The organism is Aequorivita aquimaris, from assembly GCF_001573155.1.
Taxonomy (GTDB): Bacteria; Bacteroidota; Bacteroidia; order Flavobacteriales; family Flavobacteriaceae; genus Aequorivita; species Aequorivita aquimaris.
The window spans coordinates 86,769-110,612 of sequence record NZ_JRWG01000005.1 but is presented as its reverse complement, the minus strand read 5'-3'; the positions used below and the strand labels follow the sequence as shown (position 1 = coordinate 110,612).

Sequence of the window (23,844 nt, the reverse complement as noted above, 5' to 3'; positions counted from 1 at the left end):
AAAAAGTTTGAGTAGCCCCTTGGAATTTGGTACTTGGAATTTGGAATTTGCTTGGTCCCGAAACTTCGGGAGGTACTTGAAATTTGGAATTTTTAAAAATGATTAGAATTTAAAATATATGAAATACTTAGTAGGAATATCACGAATAATTGTTGGAGTACTTTTTATAATCAGCGGATTGATAAAGCTGAACGACCCCGTTGGTTTTTCATTTAAGCTGAAGGATTATTTCGCTCCCGAAGTTTTGGATCTTGGGTTTCTGGTGCCGTATGCTTTGCTGATTGCAATATTTGTCGTCATTTTTGAAGTGCTGCTGGGCGTGGCATTACTATTGGGTTACCTCAAAAAATTCACACTTTGGGCCTTGTTGCTAATGATCGTGTTTTTCACATTTCTTACATTTTATTCGGCATATTTCAACAAGGTGACCGATTGCGGCTGCTTTGGCGATGCCATAAAACTCACGCCTTGGGAATCTTTCACAAAAGATATCGTGCTCCTAATTTTGATTTTGATTCTTTTTGTGGGAAGAAAATATATTCAGCCGTTTTTCACAAAAGGAATACGCAGCATCCTCATTTTTGCATCCTTCGTTTTCTGTCTCGGAATCACCTATTATGTTTTGTTGCATTTACCGATAATCGATTTCCGTCCGTATAAAATTGGCGCGAATATTAAAGAAGGAATGACAGTTCCCGAAGGTGCGCCGGGTCCTATTTATGAATATAAGTGGAAATTCAACATTAATGGTGAAGAAAAAGTAATCACTACAAACGGCGAATACCCACAGGTTGATGGCGAATTGATAAGTACTGAAACCGAAATGATACAGGAGGGCTACACCCCGCCAATCCACGATTTTACGATGGAAAGGGATGGTGAGGATTACACCGAACAATTTTTAAATGAAGAAAATCTGGTGGTTGTGATTGCTTATAGCTTGAGTAATACCGAAAAAGACGGTTACCTTCCTATAAAAGAAATTACCGATAAAGCCTTAAAAAATGGTTATAGCGTGATTGGCCTTTCGGCATCATCGCAGGAAATGACCGAAGCTTTGACGGAAAAATATAAGTTGAATTTCAAATTTTACTTCTGTGATGAAACCACGTTGAAAACCATTGTGCGCAGCAATCCGGGAATTTTGGAACTTGACAACGGAACCATAAAACAAAAGCTTCACTGGAACGATGCCCAAAAATTGCAACTTCCAGTAGTCGAAAACGCAAAGCCAAAGTTGGATCTTTCCTTGAAACAACGTTTGGACAGCATTGCAGTGCTGGATCAAAAATACCGCACGCTGATGCAGACAAAATCTTTGGAAGAAAGAAAGAAATTGGGTGAAAGTATGGGGCTTTCCGAAGCTGAATATAGTGGGGATCTTTCGCAAATGCAAAGTGTTTTGGATAGTGTAAATATGGTTTTTATTGAAAAATATTTTATTCAAAAAGGCTATCCGGGCAAATCTGTAGTTGGTGAAGAATCAAGTCTTGTTGCGTGGAATGTGCTGCAACACAACCCAGATAAAATTCCACTTTATTTACCATTGGTAAAGAAAGCTGCTGAAGCTGGCGAAATACCCAAAACTTCCGCCGCAATGATGGAAGACCGCTATTTGATGATGGAAGGGAAACCACAAATATACGGCACACAGGGAATGACGTACGATGATGCACGCGGCTCATTTATATGGCCCATTGAAAACCCCGAAACCGTAAACCAAAGAAGAAAAGAAGCAGGTTTTGAAGAAACTGTTGAGGAATATGCCAAAATTCTTTTTGGCGACGACTTTGTATATGAGCCTCGCACCATAGAACAAATAAAACAATAATAAGTGACGGGTTACATACTTCAAAAATTGGGTTATGCGTTGCTAACGTTGTTTGGGGTTGTGACCGTAATTTTTCTGCTCTTCACAATCCTTCCCGGCGATCCCGCTCGCATGATGCTCGGCCAAAACGAAACCGCGGAACAACTTGCCGTTGTAAAAAAGAAATACGGTTTTGACCAACCTGTTTCGGTGCAATATGTACGGTATTTGAATGATTTATCGCCCATTTCCTTCCACAGTAAAAATCCGGAGGATTACACCTTTCTTTCCGAAGGGAAATACAATGCGGCAAAATTATTCTCTGTCGGAAATACAAACGTGGTTTTAAAAACACCCTATTTACGTGAATCCTTTCAAAAGAATGGAAAGGAGGTAAGTGAAGTTATTTCTGAAACACTTCCGAATACATTTATTCTTGCGGTTTCAGCAATTGTTATAGCAATGTTGATCGGGGTTTTCCTCGGAATTATTTCCGTGCTTTTTAAGGATGGGTTTATCGATAAAGCAATTCAATTGGTAAGCACTCTGGGGATGAGCGTTCCCTCGTTTTTCAGTGCGATTATCTTTGCGTGGATTTTCGGTTTTTTACTGCACGAATACACAAATTTGAATATGACCGGAAGCCTGTACGAAGTTGACGATTTTGGGAACGGCAAATACATTCAATGGAAAAATTTGATACTTCCGGCCATTGTTTTGGGCATCCGGCCGTTGGCCGTTGTGAGTCAGTTGATGCGCAATTCATTGCTCGAGGTTTTGAACCAGGATTACATTCGCACCGCAAAAGCGAAGGGACTTACCTTTTATCAAATTATAAAAAAACATGCACTTAAAAATTCGCTGAATCCGGTTGTTACGGCCATTTCGGGTTGGTTTGCCAGCATGCTTGCGGGCGCGGTTTTCGTAGAATACATTTTCGGATGGAACGGCTTGGGAAAGGAAATCGTCAACGCGCTGAACACGCTCGATTTGCCCGTAATTATGGGAGCTGTAATCGTAATAGCCACATTGTTCATTATAATCAATATTTTTGTGGATATAATTTATGGTTGGCTGGACCCGAAAATCAGTCGGCAAGCCCCCTAACCCCCAAAGGGGGAATTCACGAACAAAACCATTATCATTATTAACGACATTAAAAACCCAAAATAATGAAATCTATAATCATCTTCCTATTATTTATAACTTTTGCACAAGCCCAGCAAAAATCCTTTTCCGAAGCTGCGTTGAACGAAAAGTTTCTTTCTGAAAATAATGTGGAAATAAGCTTTTCAGAAATACTTCAACAGTACAAAGGGAAAACCGTATTTATAGACATTTGGGCCAGTTGGTGCAAGGACTGTATCGTCGGGATGCCGAAGGTGCAAAAGCTGCGGGAGGAAAACCCGGAAGTTGTTTTTCTTTTCCTTTCCTTGGACAAGGAAATCGAAAGCTGGAAACACGGCATTGAAAAATACGGCGTTGTGGGCGAAAACTACTTTATCCCCGCAGGGTGGAAGGGCGATTTTTGTTCTTCCATAGATTTGGACTGGATTCCCAGATATATGGTTGTGAATGCCGAAGGCAAAATCAGCCTTTACAAAGCCATTGAGACTAATGATGAAAATCTTTTAAAAGAACTGAATAACTAATATTAAAAAGATACCCGCCTTCGCGGGCATGACTATGAGAAAAAAAATAGTAGCTGGAAATTGGAAAATGAACAACGATTTGGCCGAAACCGAAATGTTTTTGGTAGAATTGAAAAAGCAGGTATTTCCGGAAGACGTGGTAGTTATGATAGCGCCGCCGTTTACAAATTTGAACCATACCTTCCGGTCTTTGCGCGAGCATCCCGTAGCGCTTGCCGCACAGAATATGCACCAGAGCAATGAAGGCGCTTTTACGGGTGAAATTTCCGCAAAAATGCTGAAAAGTGTAGGGGCAAGTACAGTTATTTTGGGCCACAGCGAGCGGCGTGCATATTTTAATGAAGACAGCGCCATACTGGCCGAAAAAGTGAATACGGCGCTCGAAAATGAAATGACCATTATTTTCTGTATCGGTGAGGAATTGGACGACCGAAAAAAAGGAAACTATTTCGAATTGATAAAAACGCAACTTTCCGAGGGTCTTTTCCATATTGCTGACGAAGCTTGGGAAAATATTATTATTGCTTACGAACCCGTTTGGGCAATAGGAACTGGTGAAACCGCAAGTCCCGAACAGGCTCAGGAAATGCACAAATTCATAAGAGAGGCCATTGCGGAAAATTATTCAAAAGCAATAGCCGATGAGGTTTCAATTCTTTACGGAGGAAGTGTAAAACCGGACAATGCTTCTGAAATCTTTGGGCAAGATGACGTTGACGGAGGCCTTATTGGCGGAGCTTCGCTAAAGGTTGAGAGTTTTATGAAAATTGTAAATTCATTTTAATGTCGCAAATTTATATCGGTTATGATTTTAAAGTGAGCCCGCTCCAATCAGGAACCGAAATCCTGATTGCCGAATTGGGATACGCCGGTTTTGAAAGTTTTGTTGAAACGGAGGAAGGCGTTACGGCTTACATCCAAAAGGAAGAATGGAGCCAAAATATTTTGGATGACATTCATATTTTAAATTCTGAGGAATTCGAAATAGAACATACCTTTTCAGAAATAGAACAAATCAACTGGAATTCTGAATGGGAAAAAAACTTCGACCCCATTGAAGTTGACGGAAAATGTACCGTTCGCGCGCCATTTCACCCAAATAAAAATTTTGAATACGAAATAGTAATCGAGCCAAAAATGTCCTTCGGAACGGGCCATCACGAAACTACCTTTATGATGCTCCAGTTTATTTTGGAAAACGATTTTAAGGGGAAAACGGTACTCGATATGGGCTGCGGCACGGCGGTTTTGGCAATTTTGGCAGAAATGCGCGGCGCTTCAAAACTGGATGCCATTGATATTGACGAGTGGTGTTTTGAGAACTCTTTGGAAAATATTCAAAGAAACGATTGCAAAAATATTTCAGTGTTTTTGGGCGATGCCTCGCTGCTGAACGAAAGAAAATATGATGTGGTTATAGCCAACATCAACCGAAATATTCTTTTGAATGATATGGAAACGTATCGCAAATGTTTGGATACGGGCGGGGAACTTTACCTAAGCGGATTTTATAATGAAGATTTGCCGATTATTAAAGATGCTTGCAATAATCTGGGTTTTACCTTCGTTGAAAACAAGGAGAAAAACAAATGGGTTGCGGCTAAGTTTAAAATTTAGTAAATTTCATTTGTTTTAGGAATTTTACAAACGATAGTATGAGTACCAGAGAAAAAATCCAAGAAGAGGTAGAGGTTGCAGAAAAGGAGAGCAATCTCAATGAAATTGTGCTTTACAATGATGATGTAAACACGTTTGATCACGTTATTAACAGCCTAATTTTCGCTTGCGAACATACTCCAGAACAGGCCGAGCAATGCTCGATTATTGTGCATTATAAAGGAAAATGTACCGTGAAAACAGGAGAATTTAACGAATTAAAACCGCGCTGTACGATGCTGTTGGAAGCGGGATTGAGCGCAGAAATAATTTAAAACCATTCAAAATACAAGCCTGAAACGATTACCGCTATTATTAAAATAATCAATACAGTAATAATAAAACCTGCGCCAAAGCGGGTTTTTTTATTGTCCTGAAGAATATAGTCTCTTTCTTTTTCGTTGTCGGAGTCTTTTACGATTTTAGTCATTCTGATGATTTTATGGAAACCAAAATACTTAAAAATTCTGAAGTTTTTGTAAAAATTAAGCCATAAAAAAACCACGTCTTCAAAAACGTGGTTTTTTTTACTTGTGACCTCGCCAGGATTCAAACCTGGAACCTTCTGAGCCGTAATCAGATGCGCTATTCAGTTGCGCCACGAGGCCGTAATATATTTTGCTTTAAGCGGGTGCAAATATATTTCTTTTTAAATTGCAAGACAAATTAATGCTATAAAAAATGAATTTATCTGAATATATTCGAAATATTGAAAATTTTCCAAAGTCTGGAGTTAATTTTAAGGACATAACGCCATTACTTGCAAACAGTGATGCGGTTGAACATTGTGTTCAACAACTATTGGTATTAATAGATGATCAAGAAATTGACAAAGTTGCGGCTATTGAGTCCCGTGGGTTTTTCTTCGGAACCCTTTTAGCCCAAAAACTCAATGCGGGATTTGTGCCTATCAGAAAACCAGGAAAGCTTCCCTATAAAACCTTAAAAGAACCATATCAATTAGAATATGGTCTTGATGCCCTCGAAATTCATGAAGACGCAATTAAAAAAGGGGAGCGTGTGCTTTTGCACGACGATGTTCTGGCAACCGGGGGAACGGCACGGGCTGCTTGTAATTTAATTGAACAGTTGGGTGGAGAAATTGTACAATGCAATTTTCTGCTCGAACTTGAATTTTTAAATGGAATTAAAAAATTAAGAAGTCATCCCGTAAAATCACTTTTAAAATATTAGTCCAAAGCGTTTTTTGTGACCCACAATTTATAGGCGAATATTGCCATTTGAAGTTTTGAGGCCTTTTCCAGTTCCACGCCCTTTTTTGTGAAGCTTGGAAGCAGCTTGCTATTAACTTTTGAAAGGAATTTGAAAAATTTCTTCTTCATATTTATTTAAATTGAATATGAATGTAGGCATTTATCGATAAAAAGTTTTTAAAGTGATGTTAAAACCTATTCGGCGCTTTTCATAATTGTGTACTGTTTATCTACCGCCAACGTGATGTTTTTTATGCCTTCCTTTCCATTGCCAAAAGTTGAAGTAGAAACAGAGCCGTTTCTGTTGTCGATTGTAATGGAAATATGTGTTATTTCGTTCTTATCATTTCGCTCCAGATTATTGTACTTGAATGAAATATCCGCAGCATCGTAGCTCTTTTGAAGCTCCAATAGCTCTAAATCGGTAGTGTTTTTGGTTATTACGTTTGGAGAGCCTTTAAAGTCCATGGTACTTTTGGTTATTGCTCCATTTGCCTTGTTCAGGCTATCCCTTCGGTTTTGCATGCGCATTTTCATTTCGGCCCGTCTTTCCTCCATTTCCTTTTTCATTTGTGCTCTTCTTTCTTCCATGGCGCGGCGTTGGTCATTATAATTTTTATTAGAATCGTCCAAATCCCGTTTTCCACTTCCTTGGCTAATAAAAGCCTGATTGGAGCTTCCCGCGCTTTTAATGGAAATCCGGCTTCCTTCAGAAACTATTACAATATCATTGATGGGATGCTCGCTGCTCACGCTATAATTTCCTGAGTTGTTATTACCGTCCTTATACCGAATGGTTATGGCGATAATTTCGTTTTTGTCATTATAAACCACGTTAGAATAATCAAACCCCAATCCGTTGGCCTCCATCTGCTCCTTAATATTCTGTAGTTCCTCAAGCGTTGTCATTTTCGTAATTACCAGCGTAAGCTGTTTCCCTGGAATTAGCTTATTCTGAATATTTCGCGGTTCGGTATTATGACCAAAAGATGGAAAAGCGAAACAGGATAATGCCAAAATAGAAAAGATTGAAAGATTTTGAATCACTTTTTTGATATGTGTTTTCATAAGTATATCTAAATTAAAGAATGTGCCATGTAAAAGAAAATGGGAACCGTGGGGCACAGTAAAATTTTGGGGGATAGCAACAAATATACAACAAATTCTTTTTTGCATTTAGTATCTTCGCAGCCTTTACTATATTCTATGGATTATCTCTTAGTATTTTTTGGATTGGTATTATTAGTGGTTGGCGGTGAATTTTTGGTCCGTTCTTCAGTGGCACTTTCCTTTAAACTTCACCTTTCAAAAATGGTGATTGGGCTCACGGTGGTTTCATTTGCAACTTCTGCCCCAGAACTTTTAGTGAGCCTGCAGGCCGCGCTTAATGGTTTTTCTGATATTGCCTTAGGAAATGTGCTGGGTTCAAATATTGCGAACATTGGGTTGGTATTGGGGATCACGGCGATTATCTCGCCACTGGCCATAGATAAGGATTTCTATAAATTGAATTGGCCGGTGATGATGATTCTTTCCGTGGCGCTGTACTTTATTTTGAAAAGCGGCATGCAGATTTCCCGATCCGAGGGGATTGCGCTTTTGCTTATGCTTTTTGTCTATTTATGGATTTTGATACGAAGAGCCAAAAAACAAAGAGGAACACAGCCTGTTGACGAAGGTATAGACGAGGGCTTGTCAAAGGCTTCCAATTTTAAAATAATTCTTTGGTTATTGATAGGAGGCGTCGCTCTTTATGCCGGAAGTGAGTTTTTGGTAGGTGGGGCCGTTTCCTTGGCAGAAAATTTCGGTGTTAGTGAGCGTGTAATAGCCGTAACCATGATTGCGGTGGGCACGAGCATTCCTGAACTTGCAGCGTCTGTGATTGCCGCCCTAAAAAAGGAAAAAGCTATTTCTTTGGGAAATCTTATTGGTTCAAATATCTTTAATATATCATCCGTATTGGGTATTACCGCCATAATTCAGCCCATAGCCGTTAAAAGCAACGAGGTGCTTACCAATGATATTTTTTGGATGATTGGCTTTGCCGCGGTATTGCTTCCCTTGGCATTTCTTCCCCAATCATTTCAACTAGGCCGTAAAAGAGGAATTGTATTAGTCCTGGCGTATGGAATTTTTATTTCGATGACCATTATTTCTTAAGCCGGAAGTATTTTTTGGAAATATAGGAATGGTTTTGCCATTTAAATATTTCATTTGGTGTTGTATTGTTAGTTGAAGCGCTATCTAAAGGGGTTCTTTTACCACTCATTTCATTTATATTTTCGGATAGATTTTATTTTGTAGGAAAAAAGGGCTGTTTTCCTACGTTTTAATGACTTTGCTATGGCTTTGCTATGGCTTTGCTATGGAGTATCCGTGGGGAGGAGTTTTAGGTGACCCGTCCTGAAATAGCTATACGGGTTGAATAATAAATTTTGATAAATTTATATGTATAAGGACAAAGTATGAAAGAAACATAATGGGTTTTGTGAATTCAAGGATACAAATATCATATTCCTTAATATGAATAAAACGTAATTGACCCCTAAAAACTATGGGTGTTTATAATTATATTGACAGTTTTGTGTAAATAATTAATAAAATTTAGGGGGTGCGTATGTGTTTTTTCTATTTTTGCCAAGTCAAACTCTAAAATCCAAATATGTCCACTTTACGATTTCATGCCATCAAGGAAACTTTTAACCGAGTGCCCGTTCCAGTTACCGAACCCGATAGACGTTCCGATATCTTCGGGAAAAACGTTTTTAATGAAGCTGCCATGCGGCAGTATCTTACCAAAGACTCCTTTAAAAGTGTTATGGACGCCATCGAGAACGGCTCCAAGATTGAACGCCACATAGCTGATCATATCTCTACGGGTATGAAGGAATGGGCCATTGCCAAAGGTGCCACGCATTACACCCATTGGTTTCAACCGCTAACAGGTGCGACCGCTGAAAAACACGATGCATTTTTTGAGACGATGGAAAATGGTCATGCAATTGAAAAATTTGGTGGCGGGCAGTTAGTACAGCAAGAGCCGGATGCCTCAAGTTTTCCCCACGGCGGCATCAGAAATACTTTTGAAGCCCGTGGATATACAGCTTGGGATCCCACTTCGCCTGCCTTCATTTACGGCACTACATTATGTATCCCAACGGTATTTGTGGCGTACACTGGCGAGGCTTTAGATTTTAAAACGCCATTGCTACGCGCCCTGCAGGTTGTAGATGTCGCGGCAACTGCTGTGGCTAAATATTTTGATAAAAACGTTGTCAAGGTAAATGCTACACTTGGCTGGGAGCAGGAATATTTTTTGGTAGATAGTGCATTGGCTTTGAGCCGTCCGGATATTTCTTTGGCGGGAAGAACTTTGTTGGGCCATTCATCAGCAAAGGGACAGCAGTTGGACGATCATTACTTCGGCTCCATCCCGGCTCGTGTATTGAATTTTATGCGCCATTTGGAAACCGAGTGTATGCTTTTGGGTATTCCCGTGAAAACCCGTCATAATGAAGTAGCCCCAAATCAATTTGAATTGGCACCTATTTTTGAGGAAACCAACTTGGCAGTGGACCACAACTCCTTATTAATGGACTTGATGAATAAAATTGCCGACAAGCATAATTTCAAGGTCTTGTTTCACGAAAAACCGTTTGCCAATGTAAACGGAAGTGGAAAGCATAACAATTGGTCGTTAGCTACCAACACTGGCGTCAATCTTCTGGGGCCTGGCAGTACCCCAATGAAAAATCTTCAGTTCCTTACATTCTTTATCAACACACTTAAAGCCGTTAATGAACACGAGGAGTTATTGCGTGCTTCCATAGCCAGTGCGGGCAACGATCACCGCTTGGGAGCGAATGAGGCGCCACCTGCAATTATTTCGGCATTTATCGGTTCGCAACTGACTGAAGTTTTGGATGAACTGGAAAAGGTAACTAGTGGTAAACTTTCGCCTCAAGAAAAAACAGACCTTAAATTGAACGTTGTAGGGAAAATCCCGGAGATTCTTTTGGACAACACAGACCGAAACCGAACCTCACCCTTTGCGTTCACGGGAAATAAGTTTGAGTTCCGTGCCGTTGGTTCTACAGCTAACTGTGCCAACCCGATGACCGTCCTTAACGCTATTGTGGCAAAACAACTTATTGACTTTAAAAAGGAAGTAGATGCTCTAATTAAGGATAAAAAGATGAAGAAGGATGATGCCATCTTCAATGTATTAAAGGAATATATCAAGGATTCAAAAAGAATTCGCTTTGAAGGTGATGGTTACGGAGAAGCCTGGGAAAAGGAAGCTGAAAAACGCGGTTTGAGCAACCACAAAACTACTCCCAATGCACTAAAAGCGAAGGTTTCAAAAAAGACAATTGCACTTTTTGAAGAATTGGGAATAATGAGCAAAGTGGAGCTCGAGGCCCGATATGAAATAGAAATGGAAGATTATGCAATGCGAATTCAAATTGAAGGCCGCATTTTAGGTGATATTGCTCGAAACCACGTTATACCCACTGCCATCCGTTATCAAAATATTTTGATAGAGAACGTACAAGGACTCAAAAATATATACGGGACAGATTTTAAAAAATTCGCCGGCGAGCAGATGCAGCTGATTGAACAGATAAGTGAACATATTGCGAAGATTAACAAAGGGATTACAGATATGATAGAGTCGCGAAAAAAAGCGAATAAAATTGAAAATGCCGAGAAAAAAGCTTTTGCCTATTGCGATGAGGTGAAATCGTTTTTCCAAGTCATTCGTTATCACTGTGATAAGTTGGAATTGCTTGTGGATGACGAGCTATGGCCATTAACCAAGTATAGAGAGCTTCTTTTCACGAAATAAAAATTAACTTTTATTTAACTTTTCAAAATTAAAGACCGTTCGAATGTTTTTGGACGGTCTTTTTGTGTATTTGAAACTCTTAACACCTTCTTACCTTGAAAGCGCTTTCTTACAGTTTTCTGCCTTATATTTTTAAGGTTCAGGGGTTCGTTTTTTTTAATGAATTAGAGTTTCTACATTTGAAAAAATAAAAATCGGAGCGGTATAAACTCTGTTTTTTTAATCATTATTTGATCGGTATCTCCCCAACGCCGATAGAGACTTTTCAATCAAAAGTCTATTTCTAAAATTTTAAAAAAATTAGCACAATTCTCAAGGGATACGTATGTCTTTTAAGGAACGGACTGTGCAGTATTATGAATTTTATTGAATCTAAATATTAACTCAAATTTAAATTTTAAACCTTTATGAAAAAAGTAGTATTCAGTGCAGCAGCACTTATGTGTGGAACACTTATGTTCGCACAATCAAATGTAAGCGATGTAAATCAAGATGGTAATAGCAATGATGCCCAGATTGTACAGAGCGGAGGTGGCAATGACAGCGAAGTTATTTCTACAGGAAATAGAAATGCCGCTACCGTTACACAGTCCGGTACCATCCACAACTCTATTGTTGAGCAGCGTGGAGATGACAATGCCAGTACCGTAACTTCTATTGGCAGAAACAATAATTCCAAAGTGGGCCAAGTAGATGAGCGCAATACAAGTGTAGTTCTTCAGCAAGGTGGCAATAATAACTCTTCTAGGGTTAGCCAAGGTCAGATTAGCAGTAACGGAACTGTAAGCAGAACCGGGCGAGACAACACAAGTGATGTTTCACAAGATGGAAATAGTAACAAATCTGTAGTAGAGCAATGGGATTCCAATACGCTTGTAGGTGAATTCAACGGATCTACCGTATCACAATTGGGTGATCGAAATGATAGTAAAGTAAGACAAACTGGCGACAATAATACTTCGGGTGTTTCGCAGGATGGAAATGATAACATTAGCGATATTCTTCAAGATGGTGACCAAAACCAAAGTACTGGAAACCAAATTGGGAATGAAAACAACTCTTCTGTAAGTCAATCCGGAAGCCTTCACACCTCCACAGTTGCACAGGATGGAGATTCAAACACTGCTAATCTTGTACAAAGCAATGGGATTGACAGTAATTCTGAAGTAAACCAAACTGGTTTTAGAAATCATACCAACACTAATCAAAATGGTGATAATCACGAATCGACAATAACTCAAACTGGAGATAGAAACGGTGCAGGAGTTTCACAATATGGGTCTTATAACCAGAGTAAGACAATTCAAACCGGAAATGATAATGGTAGTTTAGTAGCACAGGCTAGAACTGGAAACGACAGTGAAGTTTCGCAGGAAGGAGATGATAATAGCAGTAACGTGAGACAAAATGGTGGAAATTATAATTCTTCAGATGTAGATCAAAATGGAAATGACCATGTCTCTGTTGTTAATCAAAATGGTACAGAAAACATTTCGATTGTTAGTCAGAAATTAAACCGCAATAATAGTGATGTGCAGCAGGTGGGAAGTAGAAACGAATCAAATGTTGATCAAAATGGAAATGATAATACAGGGATTGTAAATCAGTTAGGAAACGACAATAAGGCTACCATGAGCTCGGAAGGGAATAGATTTAAAAATGATATTACCAAATATGGTGTTTGGAGAACTCCTGGAGCATCAGGCACAATGATGGCAAAAGGAATCACACAAACGGGTGATAATAACATAGGAACTATTACGCAAGTTGGTTATACAGGCGTAACATCTGGTTCTGGTAGTGCAGGTATTGGACAATTAGGAAATTCAAATAAGGCAACTATAACTCAAACCAATCTTTTGGCACATGCTTGGAGCAGTTCCAATGCAGCCTTTGTTGATCAGATTGGCGATATGAATGAGAGTGTACAAAATCAAACAGGTCGTGCGGGTACAAGTTATTTCAGACAAGCAGGAAACAATAACTATGGAGAATCTCAACAAGCGAGTCAATCTCGAGCTACTTTAGAACAAGAGGGTAACAGAAATAGTTCAATCCAGATACAGGGGGCAGAAAATATGCAAAAATCAGATACATATCAGCTTGGTGATGATAACATAGCTACCAGCGAACAAAGTGGAGGAATTACTAATCATTCCAAAATCTTGCAAGAAGGTGATTGGAATACAGCAGAAGTAAATCAGCTAGGCGCTACAAATACATCGGATGTCTCACAAATGGGAGATCTAAACATCAGTGATGTTATGCAAAACGGTAATAGCAATATGAGTACTGTTGGTCAAACCGGCATGAGCAATATGAGTACCGTTAACCAATTGGGTAATATGAATACCTCTACGGTAACCCAAAACTAATAACTGCATAAACAGTAGAAATGAATTTCTGCAATTTAAAAGAGTGTGGAGCGCTGTCACTAAGCGTTCCGCACTTTTTGCTTTTAGAATAATTTTTGACAAAAGGATTTTTATGTAAGAGTTATGGCCTATTCCTTTTTTGACTCCGTATATTAAGGTATTTAATTGAAGACAAGTGTTTTAGAAAACAGCTAAGGAAAGTTTCCTTTTGAGTAGGTAATTTATCTTTTGTGATTTAAGTGAAAAAACTTCTGCCCAAAAATGAAGAAATAAATTTTTAACAAAAAATTAACATTATCTGTTAAATTCCCATTTTTTGCAGTTCATCGATAATTTTAAGTTTTTTGTCTGATAAATTTGGAATTGGTGTGAGGGAAAACCCTTTTTCAAAAGGGGGAAATCCCCCTTTTTAGTGCAACTGGCTGTTACTTAGTTGTGTATTAATATTTTTTATTGCATCTTTGGGTTGTGGTTAAGTGGTAGCAATATCACAAACCCATCTCCTCAAAATTGTTAAAATAACAAATCTATCCCCTTAGTAAAAGAATCTTTTGGTTTTAAATCATATTGATTCATTTTTAAAGTATCCCTTAGTTCTAAAATGTGTTTTAAATACATTTTAAAACATATCCCCTTTAATAATTATATAAATCATTTAATGATGGTTTATTTTTATGCAAGGAAGTAATTCCTTGTCAAAAACTGAATATTTTTTTAACCAAATATTAATCTTTAAATCTTTTAATTATGAAAAAAGTAATTTTAGGCGCTGCGGCGTTAATGTTTTGTGGTTTTGCCTTTGCGCAGAGAGGTGGAGTGGAAACTCCTACAGCTCCCACTGGTGCTGAAACCATTACAAATTTATCTGTAGATCCCAATGCAAACACTGGGCAATCTACACAAACTGGCGATAATAACCGCGTACAAGTTCTTCAAGTAGGTACGAGTCAATCGGCCTCTACTTATCAAGGAAATGGTTCAGGAATCGGAGGTAATTTAGCTCTTATTACACAAGTTGGTGCAATTCAAACTACTAGTGGTGTAAGAAATGATGCTGAAGTGCATCAAATGGGATCTGAGAATAAGTCCATTACTGACCAACAAGGGGATTATAATGAAGCACTTACAAATCAGGGTATGAATGATGACGGAAGCAGTAATAACTTTGCTTGGATCCGTCAAGGTACTAATGAGCAAGCGCAAGATAATATGGCAGAAGTAAATCAAGATGGTGATAATAACGTTGCTAAAACCTTGCAAACTTTTGACGGTAGTTCCGCTTTAATTAACCAAGTTGGTGATGGTAACATGGCTTTTAGTAAGCAAAATGCGGGTGCAAACTTAACTGGTGGGCATCAATCAGAAATCTGGCAACAAGGAGATGAGAACAAAGCTTTCCAAGATCAAAAAAGAGGTAATGATGGCAATAACTCTGCTCTTATAGCTCAAATAGGCGATGGAAATGAGGCTCAGCAAACTCAAGAAAATACCGGGGGGGCCGCTGCTGCACAAAACGAAGCTTTTATTTCTCAAGGAGACGGTACCATCGCTAGTGACTTAACAACTTCAATTTATTTTGGTCGTCTTACTTCTATAGACGATATCCAAAATGGTTCATACAATCCTGGATCTACTGATGGTAGAGCATTCCAAAATCAACTAGGTGTTGGAAACAATGCTGAACTTTATCAAAATGGTGATGCAACTAATGGTAGTAACTATTCTGAGCAAAATCAAACAGGCGATGATAACGCTGCTTATGTAATCCAGAATTTATTTGGTAATCCTAATGGAAGTGGTAACTCTGCTTGGCAAGATCAAACAGGAAATGGTAACCAAGCTGGTATAGCTCAAAACGGTAATACTCATAAAGCATATCAATTCCAGGATGGTAATGATAACATAGCTATGTCAACTCAAAGAGGTGAGTGTAATCAAGTAAATACTCATCAATTAGGTGACGATAATTATGTTCAAACTGCACAAAGAGGAATGGATAATGGTATTTTAGTTGTACAAGATGGTGGTCACAGCTATTCAGTTCAACAAAACCTTACAGATGGTATGCCTAATGGAGGTAATTCTGTAAACGTTCTTCAACTAAATCCTAATGGAACAGATCCAGGCATCATTTGTGATTTCCCTGATATGGATACTCACACTGGAAATTATGGCACTCCAGGATTAGTTATTGATGATGTATGTCCAGGTTGCTAAGCCCAACTTTTGTAAATACATATTACTAATAAATAAAGGAGGGCGAATTTTTGCCCTCCTTTTCCAATAAAATTAATATCTTTAACACAAGGTTTTTGAATATTCTAAAAACTATTTGGGTATTGATATACTAAATACGATTTTATTGAAAAACATATACATTGCTGATTATGAAAAAAACAAAAAATATAGTATTTGGTATCTTAGCTTCAATTTTATTAATGCCAGTTGTTTGGGGCCAAACTTATAAAGGGGAGGGAGATAATACAAATGGGGATGAAAAAGTAATTAATGCAGATAATGTAACTCCTCAGATTTTGACTAATTTAGGGATCATTTCAGTGCCAAATCCAAAAAATGCACTTATTGAAGGTAATTCAGTATATGTGCGTCAAATAGGAGATTTTAATACTACACGAATTATAACCCAAACAAACGCCAGTGAAATCAATCTTCTTCAAAATGGTAATTATAATGACACAAACCTAAATTATATTGCTAATTCTGCGGTGACAGATCTCGTGCAGAATGGAAACAACAACAGAATTAAAGATTTTGTAAATAATCCAAATGCGGATATTTCTTTAGATTTGATTCAGGAAGGAGACTATCTTAACTTTGAACGTGATGGCGTTAACGAATTGACCAAATCAATAAAGTTTAGACAAACAGAAGCTTCTCCAACAATTATTGTTAGAAGTTTTTATTAAATGAAAGTTTTTACATTTAAAAATACATTGAGAAATTTTTTATTCTTGGTAATTATGCTCTGCATAACTACAGAGATAAATGCACAATTTTATAACAAAGATTATGTAGCTAAAATTTATATTAAGAAAGAAAGTGAATTTTTCACTTTTGCCGCAACTGCTGAAAATCTTACGCCAACAGATATAAATTTAAGATATGATTTTAGCGTATATAGCACTGATGATAATAATAATACATCAAGAAATAATCAGACTGATCGCTTCTTTCTAAAAGCTAATGAAAAGAAAGTATTGTCCACAGTATCCGTAAATTATAGTGTTGACGATAAGATAGTTTTAGTGTTGGTGCTTTATGATAAAGATGATAAGCCTGTGGGTCAAGATCGCATAGAATTAATATACGAAAATGGCTATCAGAGAATTGTAAATGAGGATGTATTGAATCCAAAAACTGCAGCGAGTCAGGATCAAGCAGCTCCGCAAGATGGTTATGTCATGGATGGATTGGTAGTGGAAAATACTCTCACAAAGGCGGGGCGTGATTTTTACAAGTATTTTTATTCCGAATATTTTAACCGTGGCATGCAAACAAAGAAAAATATCCTAATAGAAGAAGTACCAGGAAGAATGCGAAGTACTAGAATATCAGTAAAAATAGATGATAAATTAATATGGCAATTTTTTTCGCAACCTAAAAAATCATTTTTACAAAGCATGGCTATTGCCGCATTAGATCGTTGTATTGCGTACCTTCAACAATTACAAAAGCAAAAAGACAATACCCTAACTCGATATTGATATGAACCTATTTAAACTAATTTTTTCTACTGTTTTATTATTTTTTGGAACTCTTGGGTTTGCGCAACAATTTACATATGAACCTTTAAATCCTGCATTTGGGGGTGATACATTTAATTATAACTGGTTATTAAGTTCTGCCACTTCTCAAAATAAACTTACCGCTCCTGCAAATCAAAGAGATCAGCAATCTGAGCTTGGACAATTTGGCGATAATTTAAATAGACAATTGTTAAGCCAAATCTCTCGCATATTATTGCAACAGAATATTAACGGCCTAAACCTTGACGAAGAGGGAACTTTTACCTACGGCACTCTAAATCTTGAGATATTTCAATCTGATGAAGGAGTAGTCATAAATATATTAGACACATCAACTGGCGAGGAAACTCAAGTAATTGTCCCAAATTAAAATACATTCATGAAAATCTTTTTAAAATCACTTTCCCTATTGGGAGTTTTAATGTTGTCGTCCTGTGGTGCCTATTTTAATCAGCCAATGTTTCAAGAGGCGGCCAGGACTGGAGAGTTTTCAAAATCTACCTCCACTTTGTTAGATTTACCCGCGGCGGCCCAGCCTTTGGAAGTTGCAGTTTATAATTTTAGCGATCAGACTGGACAGTATAAGGCGGTAGAAAATGGAAGTACATTTAGTACCGCTGTTTCTCAAGGGGGGACGACCATGCTTATCAAAGCCTTGGAGGATTCAGGTTGGTTTATACCCATTGAGCGAGAAAATTTGAGTAATCTTTCCACCGAACGTAATATTATTCGGAATACCAAACAGGAATACATAAAAAATTTAAATCCAAATGAACCTCCGCTACCACCCCTTTTATATGCGGGTCTGTTGCTTGAGGGGGGTATAATTTCCTACGATACAAACATCATTACAGGTGGAATGGGTGCTCGTTATTTTGGGCTGGGAGGCTCTGCAAAATATAGACAAGATAGAATAACTGTTTATTTACGAGCTGTTTCCACCAGCAATGGCGAAATTTTAAAGACTGTATATGTTTCAAAAACGATTCTTTCCCAAGCCATCGATGCAAGTTTTTTTCGTTTCGTAAAATTTCAAAGATTACTTGAAGCAGAAACAGGAGTAACTCAAAATGAACCCGTGCAATTAGCTATGAAAGATGCCATTGAAAAGGCGGTTCACGATTTGATTATTGAGGGTATTCAGAAACAATTCTGGAGTACTCAAGGAGGAAAAGAAGTAAATGACCAATTGGTGGCAGACTATATTGCGGAAAAGGAAAAAGATGAATCAACTTTACTTTTTGATCGATTGCAAGTGGGACGGGAAGCCAAAAATGCACTGTCAATTTCCCTGGGAGGCAATCTGCCCGACAATGACTATAGCACGCAGGAACTTGGATTTTTAGCCCGATTGGAATATAAAAAACATTTTGGCCGCTATTTTAATGCAAACCTGAAAGCTTCTGCTTTCAGGATTGATAATGGACGGCAGTATAGAAATGTGTTTGCGAGTGCAGATTTAAATGGCGAGTTTGCTTTATTGCCTAATGATAAATTTACTCCCTTTATTTATGCAGGTTCTGGGGTAATAATTGCGCTTTTGGATCCTAGAAATGACAATGCTTTTGACACTGGCGAGCCTTTTTTTAAAGTTCAATACGGTGTAGGTCTGGAATATTTTATTTCCAAAAAATTTGGAATAAAAGTTTTTGGAGAACACAATTTGGTTTTTACCGATAAACTGGAAAAGGCAGTCCAAGGAAAAAGAAACGACTTTTATTATAATTTTGGAGTGGGCCTCAATTATTACTTTAAACTATAATTCAAAATAGATAAGATGAAAAAATATATATTCTTAGTTTTTGCAAGTTTCTTCCTAATCAACTTTGGATGTAGTGAAGATACTATAGATGTTGTCCTTACCGGTAATATTTCAGGAAAGGTTACAGACAAGATTACTGGTGAGGCACTTGAAAATGTAAAAATTACGACCAACCCGGCGTCAACTACGGTTTTTACGGATTCAGTGGGAAGATTCCGATTGGTAGATGTTAAAGTCGATGATTATTCCGTACAAGCTGAGTTAGCTGGTTATGCAGCTGGCTTTGAATCTACAACAGTTCAAGAAGGAAAAACGGCTGCCGTGTCCTTTGAATTGAAGCTTGCCAATTCAGATAATAATCCGCCGTCGGTGCCAAATCTCGTAACACCTGAAGATGGCGCAGTAGAGCAACCTTTACAAGTACAGTTTATATGGGAAGCATCCGATCCTGAAAATGATGAGCTTTCCTATAAATTGGACTTAAGAAACGGAAGTACCGACGAAATACAGGTTTTTGAAGTTGGTCAGGATACAACGTTTACGGTTAGCAATTTGCAATTGGCCACAAAATATTTCTGGCAAGTTACAGTTACCGATGATACCAACGATCCCGTAAGTTCTATAATAAGTGAATTTAAGACAATAACCTTTCCGGATAATCCATTTGTTTTTGTAAGGAAAAACAATGATAATTTAGTGATCTATTCTGGGGCTGAAGATCCTACCTCGGGAACTTCTCAAGAACCAGACTTTAACGTTCTTCAGTTAACCAGTGAAAACGTAAACAGTTTTAGACCCAAAAAAAGTAATATTCTAAATAAAATAGCCTTTTTAAGGAATTCTGGGGGAAACACACATATTTTTACAATGAATTTTAACGGAACTGGTATTACTCAAATTACATCGCAAAAACCTATAGCGGGTTTCCGTACTGAGGAATTGGAATTCACCTGGGCACAGAATGACAGTAAAATCTATTATCCACATTTCGATAAATTATATTCCATAAATTCCGATGGAAGTGGCTTTAAGTTAGAATACACAACGACCGATGGCGCTTTTATTTCCGAAGTTGCAGTACCTCAATTTGACGATGATTTGGTAATGTTGAAGACAAACAACTCTAGTGGTTATAATATTCGTATTTATACAGCAAGACTATCTACCCAGACCGAAGAAAATATAATTTTGGAAAACGTGAATGGTGCAGCGGGAGGTATTGATATTTCTGCAAATGCAGATAAGGTATTATTCACTTGGGATATAAGCGGATCGGAAAACAATTCTTATAGAATATTTCAGAGCCGTATCTTTCTACATCCTATAGGCAGTACCGATCCTTTGGTGCCTTTAGATACAGATGTTCTTGAAGGAGAGAATGATCTTGATGTGAAATTTTCACCTTCGGAAGGGGCAGTGATTTTTACACGAAAGCGAAACAACTTTGGAGCCACTCCAGCAATTTTTTCCTATATTTTTGATGATAACCAGGAGGATCAATTACTGTTCACCGAAGCATTTATGCCCGATTGGGAATAATATTATAAAATATTAAAAACCTTGAAAGCCCACCTTTGTGGGCTTTTTATTAATCCGTACTTTTGTGCCTTAATATTTCGCAATGAGCAAAGATATTTCAAAACGATATGCGCAACGTGGCGTTTCAGCAGCTAAGGAGGATGTGCACAACGCCATCAAAAACGTGGATAAAGGTCTTTTTCCGAAGGCATTCTGCAAGATTGTTCCAGATTATCTAACTGGCGATGCAGATTATTGCCTGATCATGCACGCCGATGGGGCCGGTACAAAATCATCACTTGCATATTCTTATTGGAAAGAAACTGGCGATCTTTCGGTATGGAAAGGAATTGCGCAAGATGCACTTATTATGAATATAGACGATCTTCTTTGCGTAGGCGCCGTTGATAATATTATGCTTTCCTCAACCATTGGTAGAAATAAAAATTTAATTCCCGGTGAAGTCATTTCAGCAATTATAAACGGTACCGAAGAATTGATTTCTGAAATGAGACAATACGGCGTTACCATTCATTCAACGGGTGGAGAGACGGCAGATGTGGGTGACTTGGTACGTACCATAATAGTAGATTCCACAGTTACGGCACGAATGAAACGCAGTGCGGTTGTTGACAATGCGAATATTAAACCGGGCAATGTGATCGTGGGGCTTGCTTCTTTTGGACAAGCTACTTATGAAAAGGAATACAATGGTGGTATGGGTAGTAACGGTTTGACTTCCGCTAGACACGATGTTTTTGAAAACTATTTGGCAAAAAAATATCCAGAGACATTTGATTCATCAGTTCCTGAGGAACTTGTTTATTCGGGATCAAAAAGATTGGATGATTCAGTTGCGGACAGTCCTTTAAACGCTGGTAAGTTGGTGCTTTCACCCACACGTACCTATGCGCCTATCATTAAAAAAATTCTTTCACAATTCAGTAATGGGGAAATTCAAGGAATGGTGCACTGCAGTGGGGGCGCGCAGACGAAGATTCTTCACTTTGTGGAAAATCTTCATATTATAAAGGATAATCTATTTGAAATTCCACCACTGTTTAAACTTATTCAGGCTGAAAGTGGGACAGATTGGAAAGAAATGTACCAAGTATTCAACATGGGACACCGGATGGAGCTTTACGTTCCCGAAACTATTGCTGAAAGCATTATTGAAATTTCAAAATCTTTTAATGTAGATGCACAGGTTGTGGGCAGGGTAGAAGCCGCTTCTTCCAAACAGCTTACTATTAAATCTACTATGGGAGAATTTGTATATTAATATTTTCAATTATATTCGCAAATGATTTTGAGTTGGTTACGTTTTATTCTCATATCATTAATAGCGAATGTCTGAGAAACTTTTTTTCAAAAACTACAAAATAGGGCTAGGTTTTCTGGCTGTTTTTTTTGTCCTTTTAAGCGTTATTGTTCACTTATTACACAATTATTTTTTGTTTCGTTTACTGCGTGGTATCATTTGTTATACCGCCCTGGTTTATCTATTTATTGCACACGGAAAGCATATTCAAAAGTGGTTGGTGGGGTTTCTTTTCTTTTACGGGGCTTCCAGCATTACAACCATTTGGTATGAAAACGGTACCATGGCAAGTATTTCTATGATATTGAACTTTTTGGCGTTTTTGATGCTGCTTTGGTATATTATTCCAAAGATTAATTTGAAAAATCTAACTAAAAAGTTTACCCTTCTTTTTGTATTGATGATGTTGGTGAATGGTTATTTGTTCATTCAGTTGATTGAATTGATGAAGGATATGATTTTAAACTATACGCAATACCTCTTTATGATATTGAGTGCTTTTTGTGGAATTTTATTGGCTTTTTTGGCACTTTTCTACAATCATTATTTTAATTCTAAGCTGTCCATGAGCTTTATGCTTTTGGTGTTTTTGATCATTTTTGCCGAAATATTCAGGGGTATTGCCTACTACGACTTAGGGTATAGCATCGCTTTTGTGTATGTGGCGAGAATTTTATTTGTGGGTAGCCTCTATACGTTGGTGCATTTTTCTTTTTTCGATTTAAAAACCAAAAGGTTTTAAAAACTGTCGCTCCTCAAATTTTTTTAAAGATTGAACCCATTTACAATCGCTTCCATTCCCTTAAAAAATTGTAAATTTGCACCCATTATAAAATCTATATGTTAGACAGGCTTCAAATAATAAAACAACGTTTTGACGAGGTGAGCGACCTCATAATACAACCCGATGTAATCAGCGATCAAAAGCGGTACATTCAGTTAAATAAGGAATATAAGGATCTGCGAATTTTGATGGATAAGCGAGCCGAATTTTTGGAACTTACTGACAATATAAACGAAGCAGAAGAAATAATTGCCGATGGTAGCGATGCCGAAATGGTGGAAATGGCGAAGCTACAACTGGAAGAAGCAAAAACACGCTTGCCTAAGCTAGAAGAAGAGATCAAATTTCTTTTGGTGCCGAAAGACCCCGAAGATGCCAAAAATGCCGTGATGGAGATAAGAGCTGGAACAGGTGGTGATGAGGCGAGTATTTTTGCAGGCGATCTTTTCAGAATGTACACCAAATACTGCGAGGGAAAAGGCTGGAAGACCAATGTGATAGATTTTAACGAGGGCACCAGCGGCGGTTTTAAGGAAGTACAGTTTGAAATAGAAGGGGAAGATGTTTACGGAACGCTTAAGTTCGAAGCGGGTGTACACCGTGTGCAGCGTGTGCCGCAAACGGAAACGCAGGGTCGGGTACATACAAGTGCAGCAACGGTGATGGTTTTTCCGGAAGCGGAGGAATTTGATATAGAAGTAAATCCCAAAGATGTGCGTATTGATTTCTTTTGTTCTTCAGGACCTGGAGGACAATCTGTTAACACTACCTATTCTGCGGTGCGATTAACGCATGTGCCCACGGGAATTGTAGCACAGTGCCAAGACCAGAAATCGCAGCATAAAAATAAAGAGAAAGCCTTTAGGGTTTTACGTTCCAGATTGTATGATCTTGAACTGGCCAAAAAGCAGGCTGAAGATGCTCTGAAACGAGGATCAATGGTGACCAGTGGTGACCGTAGCGCCAAGATTAGAACCTATAACTATCCACAAGGACGTGTGACCGATCATAGAATTAACCTTACATTATATAACCTCGGAAATATTATGAACGGTGACATTCAGGAAATAATTGACGAGCTGCAATTGGTTAGCAATACCGAAAAATTGAAGGAAACAGGCGAAACTTTTTAAATA

The 23,844-nt window shown here is 38.1% G+C and carries 22 protein-coding genes and 1 tRNA gene; 19 read left to right on the top strand and 4 right to left on the bottom strand.

What is annotated here, in order from left to right; translation table 11 throughout:
• The first annotated feature begins 118 nt into the window (after window positions 1-118).
• From LS48_RS09405 to LS48_RS09380, 6 genes are all read left to right on the top strand, one after another.
• Complete coding sequence (locus tag LS48_RS09405) at window positions 119-1,831, top strand: BT_3928 family protein (RefSeq protein WP_062622298.1); 1,713 nt, start codon at window positions 119-121, stop codon at window positions 1,829-1,831.
• Between the two features lie 3 nt (window positions 1,832-1,834).
• Window positions 1,835-2,917 carry an ABC transporter permease gene (locus LS48_RS09400; RefSeq protein WP_076692452.1) on the top strand — a complete coding sequence of 361 codons (1,083 nt, stop codon included), beginning with the start codon at window positions 1,835-1,837 and terminating at the stop codon, window positions 2,915-2,917.
• A 65-nt stretch (window positions 2,918-2,982) separates the two neighbouring features.
• Complete coding sequence (locus LS48_RS09395; RefSeq protein WP_062622297.1) at window positions 2,983-3,462, top strand: TlpA family protein disulfide reductase; 480 nt, start codon at window positions 2,983-2,985, stop codon at window positions 3,460-3,462.
• Between the two features lie 34 nt (window positions 3,463-3,496).
• On the top strand, window positions 3,497-4,246 hold the full coding sequence (tpiA, locus tag LS48_RS09390; RefSeq protein WP_062622296.1) for a triose-phosphate isomerase: 750 nt from the start codon (window positions 3,497-3,499) through the stop codon (window positions 4,244-4,246).
• On the top strand, window positions 4,246-5,079 hold the full coding sequence (prmA, locus tag LS48_RS09385; protein ID WP_062622295.1) for a 50S ribosomal protein L11 methyltransferase: 834 nt from the start codon (window positions 4,246-4,248) through the stop codon (window positions 5,077-5,079). Before tpiA ends, prmA begins: the two co-directional genes overlap by 1 nt.
• 38 nt (window positions 5,080-5,117) lie before the next feature.
• Window positions 5,118-5,393 (top strand): ATP-dependent Clp protease adaptor ClpS, encoded by a 276-nt coding sequence (locus LS48_RS09380; RefSeq protein ID WP_045080671.1) that lies wholly within the window; start codon window positions 5,118-5,120, stop codon window positions 5,391-5,393.
• Here LS48_RS09380 and LS48_RS15515 read toward each other — a convergent pair.
• Together LS48_RS15515 and LS48_RS09370 are read right to left on the bottom strand one after the other, a co-directional pair.
• Window positions 5,390-5,548 (bottom strand): hypothetical protein, encoded by a 159-nt coding sequence (locus tag LS48_RS15515; protein ID WP_165586695.1) that lies wholly within the window; start codon window positions 5,546-5,548, stop codon window positions 5,390-5,392. The two genes, LS48_RS09380 and LS48_RS15515, sit on opposite strands and share 4 nt — an antisense overlap.
• A 104-nt stretch (window positions 5,549-5,652) precedes the next feature.
• Window positions 5,653-5,726 (bottom strand) — tRNA-Arg (locus LS48_RS09370).
• Window positions 5,727-5,799: 73 nt separating this feature from the next.
• Between LS48_RS09370 and LS48_RS09365 the strand changes: the two genes are divergently transcribed.
• Window positions 5,800-6,312: an adenine phosphoribosyltransferase gene (locus LS48_RS09365; RefSeq protein ID WP_062622293.1), complete on the top strand. Its 513-nt coding sequence runs from the start codon at window positions 5,800-5,802 to the stop codon at window positions 6,310-6,312.
• Here the strand turns inward: LS48_RS09365 and LS48_RS09360 are convergent.
• Together LS48_RS09360 and LS48_RS09355 are read right to left on the bottom strand one after the other, a co-directional pair.
• Window positions 6,309-6,461 carry a hypothetical protein gene (locus LS48_RS09360; RefSeq protein WP_062622292.1) on the bottom strand — a complete coding sequence of 51 codons (153 nt, stop codon included), beginning with the start codon at window positions 6,459-6,461 and terminating at the stop codon, window positions 6,309-6,311. The two genes, LS48_RS09365 and LS48_RS09360, sit on opposite strands and share 4 nt — an antisense overlap.
• 66 nt (window positions 6,462-6,527) lie before the next feature.
• Window positions 6,528-7,400: a hypothetical protein gene (locus LS48_RS09355; RefSeq protein ID WP_062622291.1), complete on the bottom strand. Its 873-nt coding sequence runs from the start codon at window positions 7,398-7,400 to the stop codon at window positions 6,528-6,530.
• A gap of 138 nt (window positions 7,401-7,538) precedes the next feature.
• Here LS48_RS09355 and LS48_RS09350 point away from each other — a divergent pair, with 138 nt between their 5' ends.
• The 12 genes from LS48_RS09350 (at window position 7,539) to prfA (ending at window position 23,841) form a co-directional block, all read left to right on the top strand.
• Window positions 7,539-8,492, top strand: coding sequence for a calcium/sodium antiporter (locus LS48_RS09350; RefSeq protein WP_062622421.1), 954 nt, complete (start codon window positions 7,539-7,541; stop codon window positions 8,490-8,492).
• Between the two features lie 502 nt (window positions 8,493-8,994).
• Window positions 8,995-11,181 carry a glutamine synthetase III family protein gene (locus tag LS48_RS09345; RefSeq protein WP_062622290.1) on the top strand — a complete coding sequence of 729 codons (2,187 nt, stop codon included), beginning with the start codon at window positions 8,995-8,997 and terminating at the stop codon, window positions 11,179-11,181.
• Between the two features lie 407 nt (window positions 11,182-11,588).
• On the top strand, window positions 11,589-13,556 hold the full coding sequence (locus LS48_RS09340) for a beta strand repeat-containing protein (RefSeq protein WP_062622289.1): 1,968 nt from the start codon (window positions 11,589-11,591) through the stop codon (window positions 13,554-13,556).
• Between the two features lie 747 nt (window positions 13,557-14,303).
• Window positions 14,304-15,773 (top strand): hypothetical protein, encoded by a 1,470-nt coding sequence (locus LS48_RS09335; protein WP_062622288.1) that lies wholly within the window; start codon window positions 14,304-14,306, stop codon window positions 15,771-15,773.
• Between the two features lie 170 nt (window positions 15,774-15,943).
• Window positions 15,944-16,483: a hypothetical protein gene (locus LS48_RS09330; protein WP_062622287.1), complete on the top strand. Its 540-nt coding sequence runs from the start codon at window positions 15,944-15,946 to the stop codon at window positions 16,481-16,483.
• Window positions 16,484-17,281, top strand: a complete 798-nt coding sequence (locus LS48_RS09325) for a CsgE family curli-type amyloid fiber assembly protein (protein ID WP_062622286.1) — start codon at window positions 16,484-16,486, stop codon at window positions 17,279-17,281.
• Between the two features lies 1 nt (window position 17,282).
• On the top strand, window positions 17,283-17,693 hold the full coding sequence (locus tag LS48_RS09320) for a curli production assembly/transport component CsgF (protein ID WP_062622285.1): 411 nt from the start codon (window positions 17,283-17,285) through the stop codon (window positions 17,691-17,693).
• A gap of 9 nt (window positions 17,694-17,702) precedes the next feature.
• Window positions 17,703-19,085, top strand: coding sequence for a CsgG/HfaB family protein (locus LS48_RS09315; RefSeq protein ID WP_062622284.1), 1,383 nt, complete (start codon window positions 17,703-17,705; stop codon window positions 19,083-19,085).
• A gap of 15 nt (window positions 19,086-19,100) precedes the next feature.
• A complete protein-coding gene (locus LS48_RS09310) occupies window positions 19,101-20,624 on the top strand; it encodes a carboxypeptidase regulatory-like domain-containing protein (protein ID WP_062622283.1) in 1,524 nt (507 codons plus the stop codon).
• Window positions 20,625-20,706: 82 nt separating this feature from the next.
• Window positions 20,707-21,885 (top strand): AIR synthase related protein, encoded by a 1,179-nt coding sequence (locus LS48_RS09305; protein WP_062622282.1) that lies wholly within the window; start codon window positions 20,707-20,709, stop codon window positions 21,883-21,885.
• Between the two features lie 172 nt (window positions 21,886-22,057).
• Window positions 22,058-22,666: a hypothetical protein gene (locus tag LS48_RS09300; protein ID WP_131807716.1), complete on the top strand. Its 609-nt coding sequence runs from the start codon at window positions 22,058-22,060 to the stop codon at window positions 22,664-22,666.
• A 98-nt stretch (window positions 22,667-22,764) separates the two neighbouring features.
• Complete coding sequence (gene prfA, locus LS48_RS09295; protein ID WP_062622280.1) at window positions 22,765-23,841, top strand: peptide chain release factor 1; 1,077 nt, start codon at window positions 22,765-22,767, stop codon at window positions 23,839-23,841.
• The last annotated feature ends 3 nt before the right edge of the window (window positions 23,842-23,844 follow it).

Excerpts from the sequence above, each read along its gene's own strand:
- LS48_RS09405 (WP_062622298.1), top strand. The coding sequence starts at position 119 with ATGAAATACTTAGTAGGAATATCACGAATAATTGTTGGAGTACTTTTT.
- LS48_RS09395 (WP_062622297.1), top strand. The coding sequence starts at position 2,983 with ATGAAATCTATAATCATCTTCCTATTATTTATAACTTTTGCACAAGCC.
- tpiA (WP_062622296.1), top strand. The coding sequence starts at position 3,497 with ATGAGAAAAAAAATAGTAGCTGGAAATTGGAAAATGAACAACGATTTG.
- prmA (WP_062622295.1), top strand. The coding sequence starts at position 4,246 with ATGTCGCAAATTTATATCGGTTATGATTTTAAAGTGAGCCCGCTCCAA.
- LS48_RS09380 (WP_045080671.1), top strand. The coding sequence starts at position 5,118 with ATGAGTACCAGAGAAAAAATCCAAGAAGAGGTAGAGGTTGCAGAAAAG.
- LS48_RS15515 (WP_165586695.1), bottom strand. The coding sequence starts at position 5,548 with ATGACTAAAATCGTAAAAGACTCCGACAACGAAAAAGAAAGAGACTAT.
- LS48_RS09365 (WP_062622293.1), top strand. The coding sequence starts at position 5,800 with ATGAATTTATCTGAATATATTCGAAATATTGAAAATTTTCCAAAGTCT.
- LS48_RS09360 (WP_062622292.1), bottom strand. The coding sequence starts at position 6,461 with ATGAAGAAGAAATTTTTCAAATTCCTTTCAAAAGTTAATAGCAAGCTG.
- LS48_RS09355 (WP_062622291.1), bottom strand. The coding sequence starts at position 7,400 with ATGAAAACACATATCAAAAAAGTGATTCAAAATCTTTCAATCTTTTCT.
- LS48_RS09350 (WP_062622421.1), top strand. The coding sequence starts at position 7,539 with ATGGATTATCTCTTAGTATTTTTTGGATTGGTATTATTAGTGGTTGGC.
- LS48_RS09345 (WP_062622290.1), top strand. The coding sequence starts at position 8,995 with ATGTCCACTTTACGATTTCATGCCATCAAGGAAACTTTTAACCGAGTG.
- LS48_RS09340 (WP_062622289.1), top strand. The coding sequence starts at position 11,589 with ATGAAAAAAGTAGTATTCAGTGCAGCAGCACTTATGTGTGGAACACTT.
- LS48_RS09335 (WP_062622288.1), top strand. The coding sequence starts at position 14,304 with ATGAAAAAAGTAATTTTAGGCGCTGCGGCGTTAATGTTTTGTGGTTTT.
- LS48_RS09330 (WP_062622287.1), top strand. The coding sequence starts at position 15,944 with ATGAAAAAAACAAAAAATATAGTATTTGGTATCTTAGCTTCAATTTTA.
- LS48_RS09325 (WP_062622286.1), top strand. The coding sequence starts at position 16,484 with ATGAAAGTTTTTACATTTAAAAATACATTGAGAAATTTTTTATTCTTG.
- LS48_RS09320 (WP_062622285.1), top strand. The coding sequence starts at position 17,283 with ATGAACCTATTTAAACTAATTTTTTCTACTGTTTTATTATTTTTTGGA.
- LS48_RS09315 (WP_062622284.1), top strand. The coding sequence starts at position 17,703 with ATGAAAATCTTTTTAAAATCACTTTCCCTATTGGGAGTTTTAATGTTG.
- LS48_RS09310 (WP_062622283.1), top strand. The coding sequence starts at position 19,101 with ATGAAAAAATATATATTCTTAGTTTTTGCAAGTTTCTTCCTAATCAAC.
- LS48_RS09305 (WP_062622282.1), top strand. The coding sequence starts at position 20,707 with ATGAGCAAAGATATTTCAAAACGATATGCGCAACGTGGCGTTTCAGCA.
- prfA (WP_062622280.1), top strand. The coding sequence starts at position 22,765 with ATGTTAGACAGGCTTCAAATAATAAAACAACGTTTTGACGAGGTGAGC.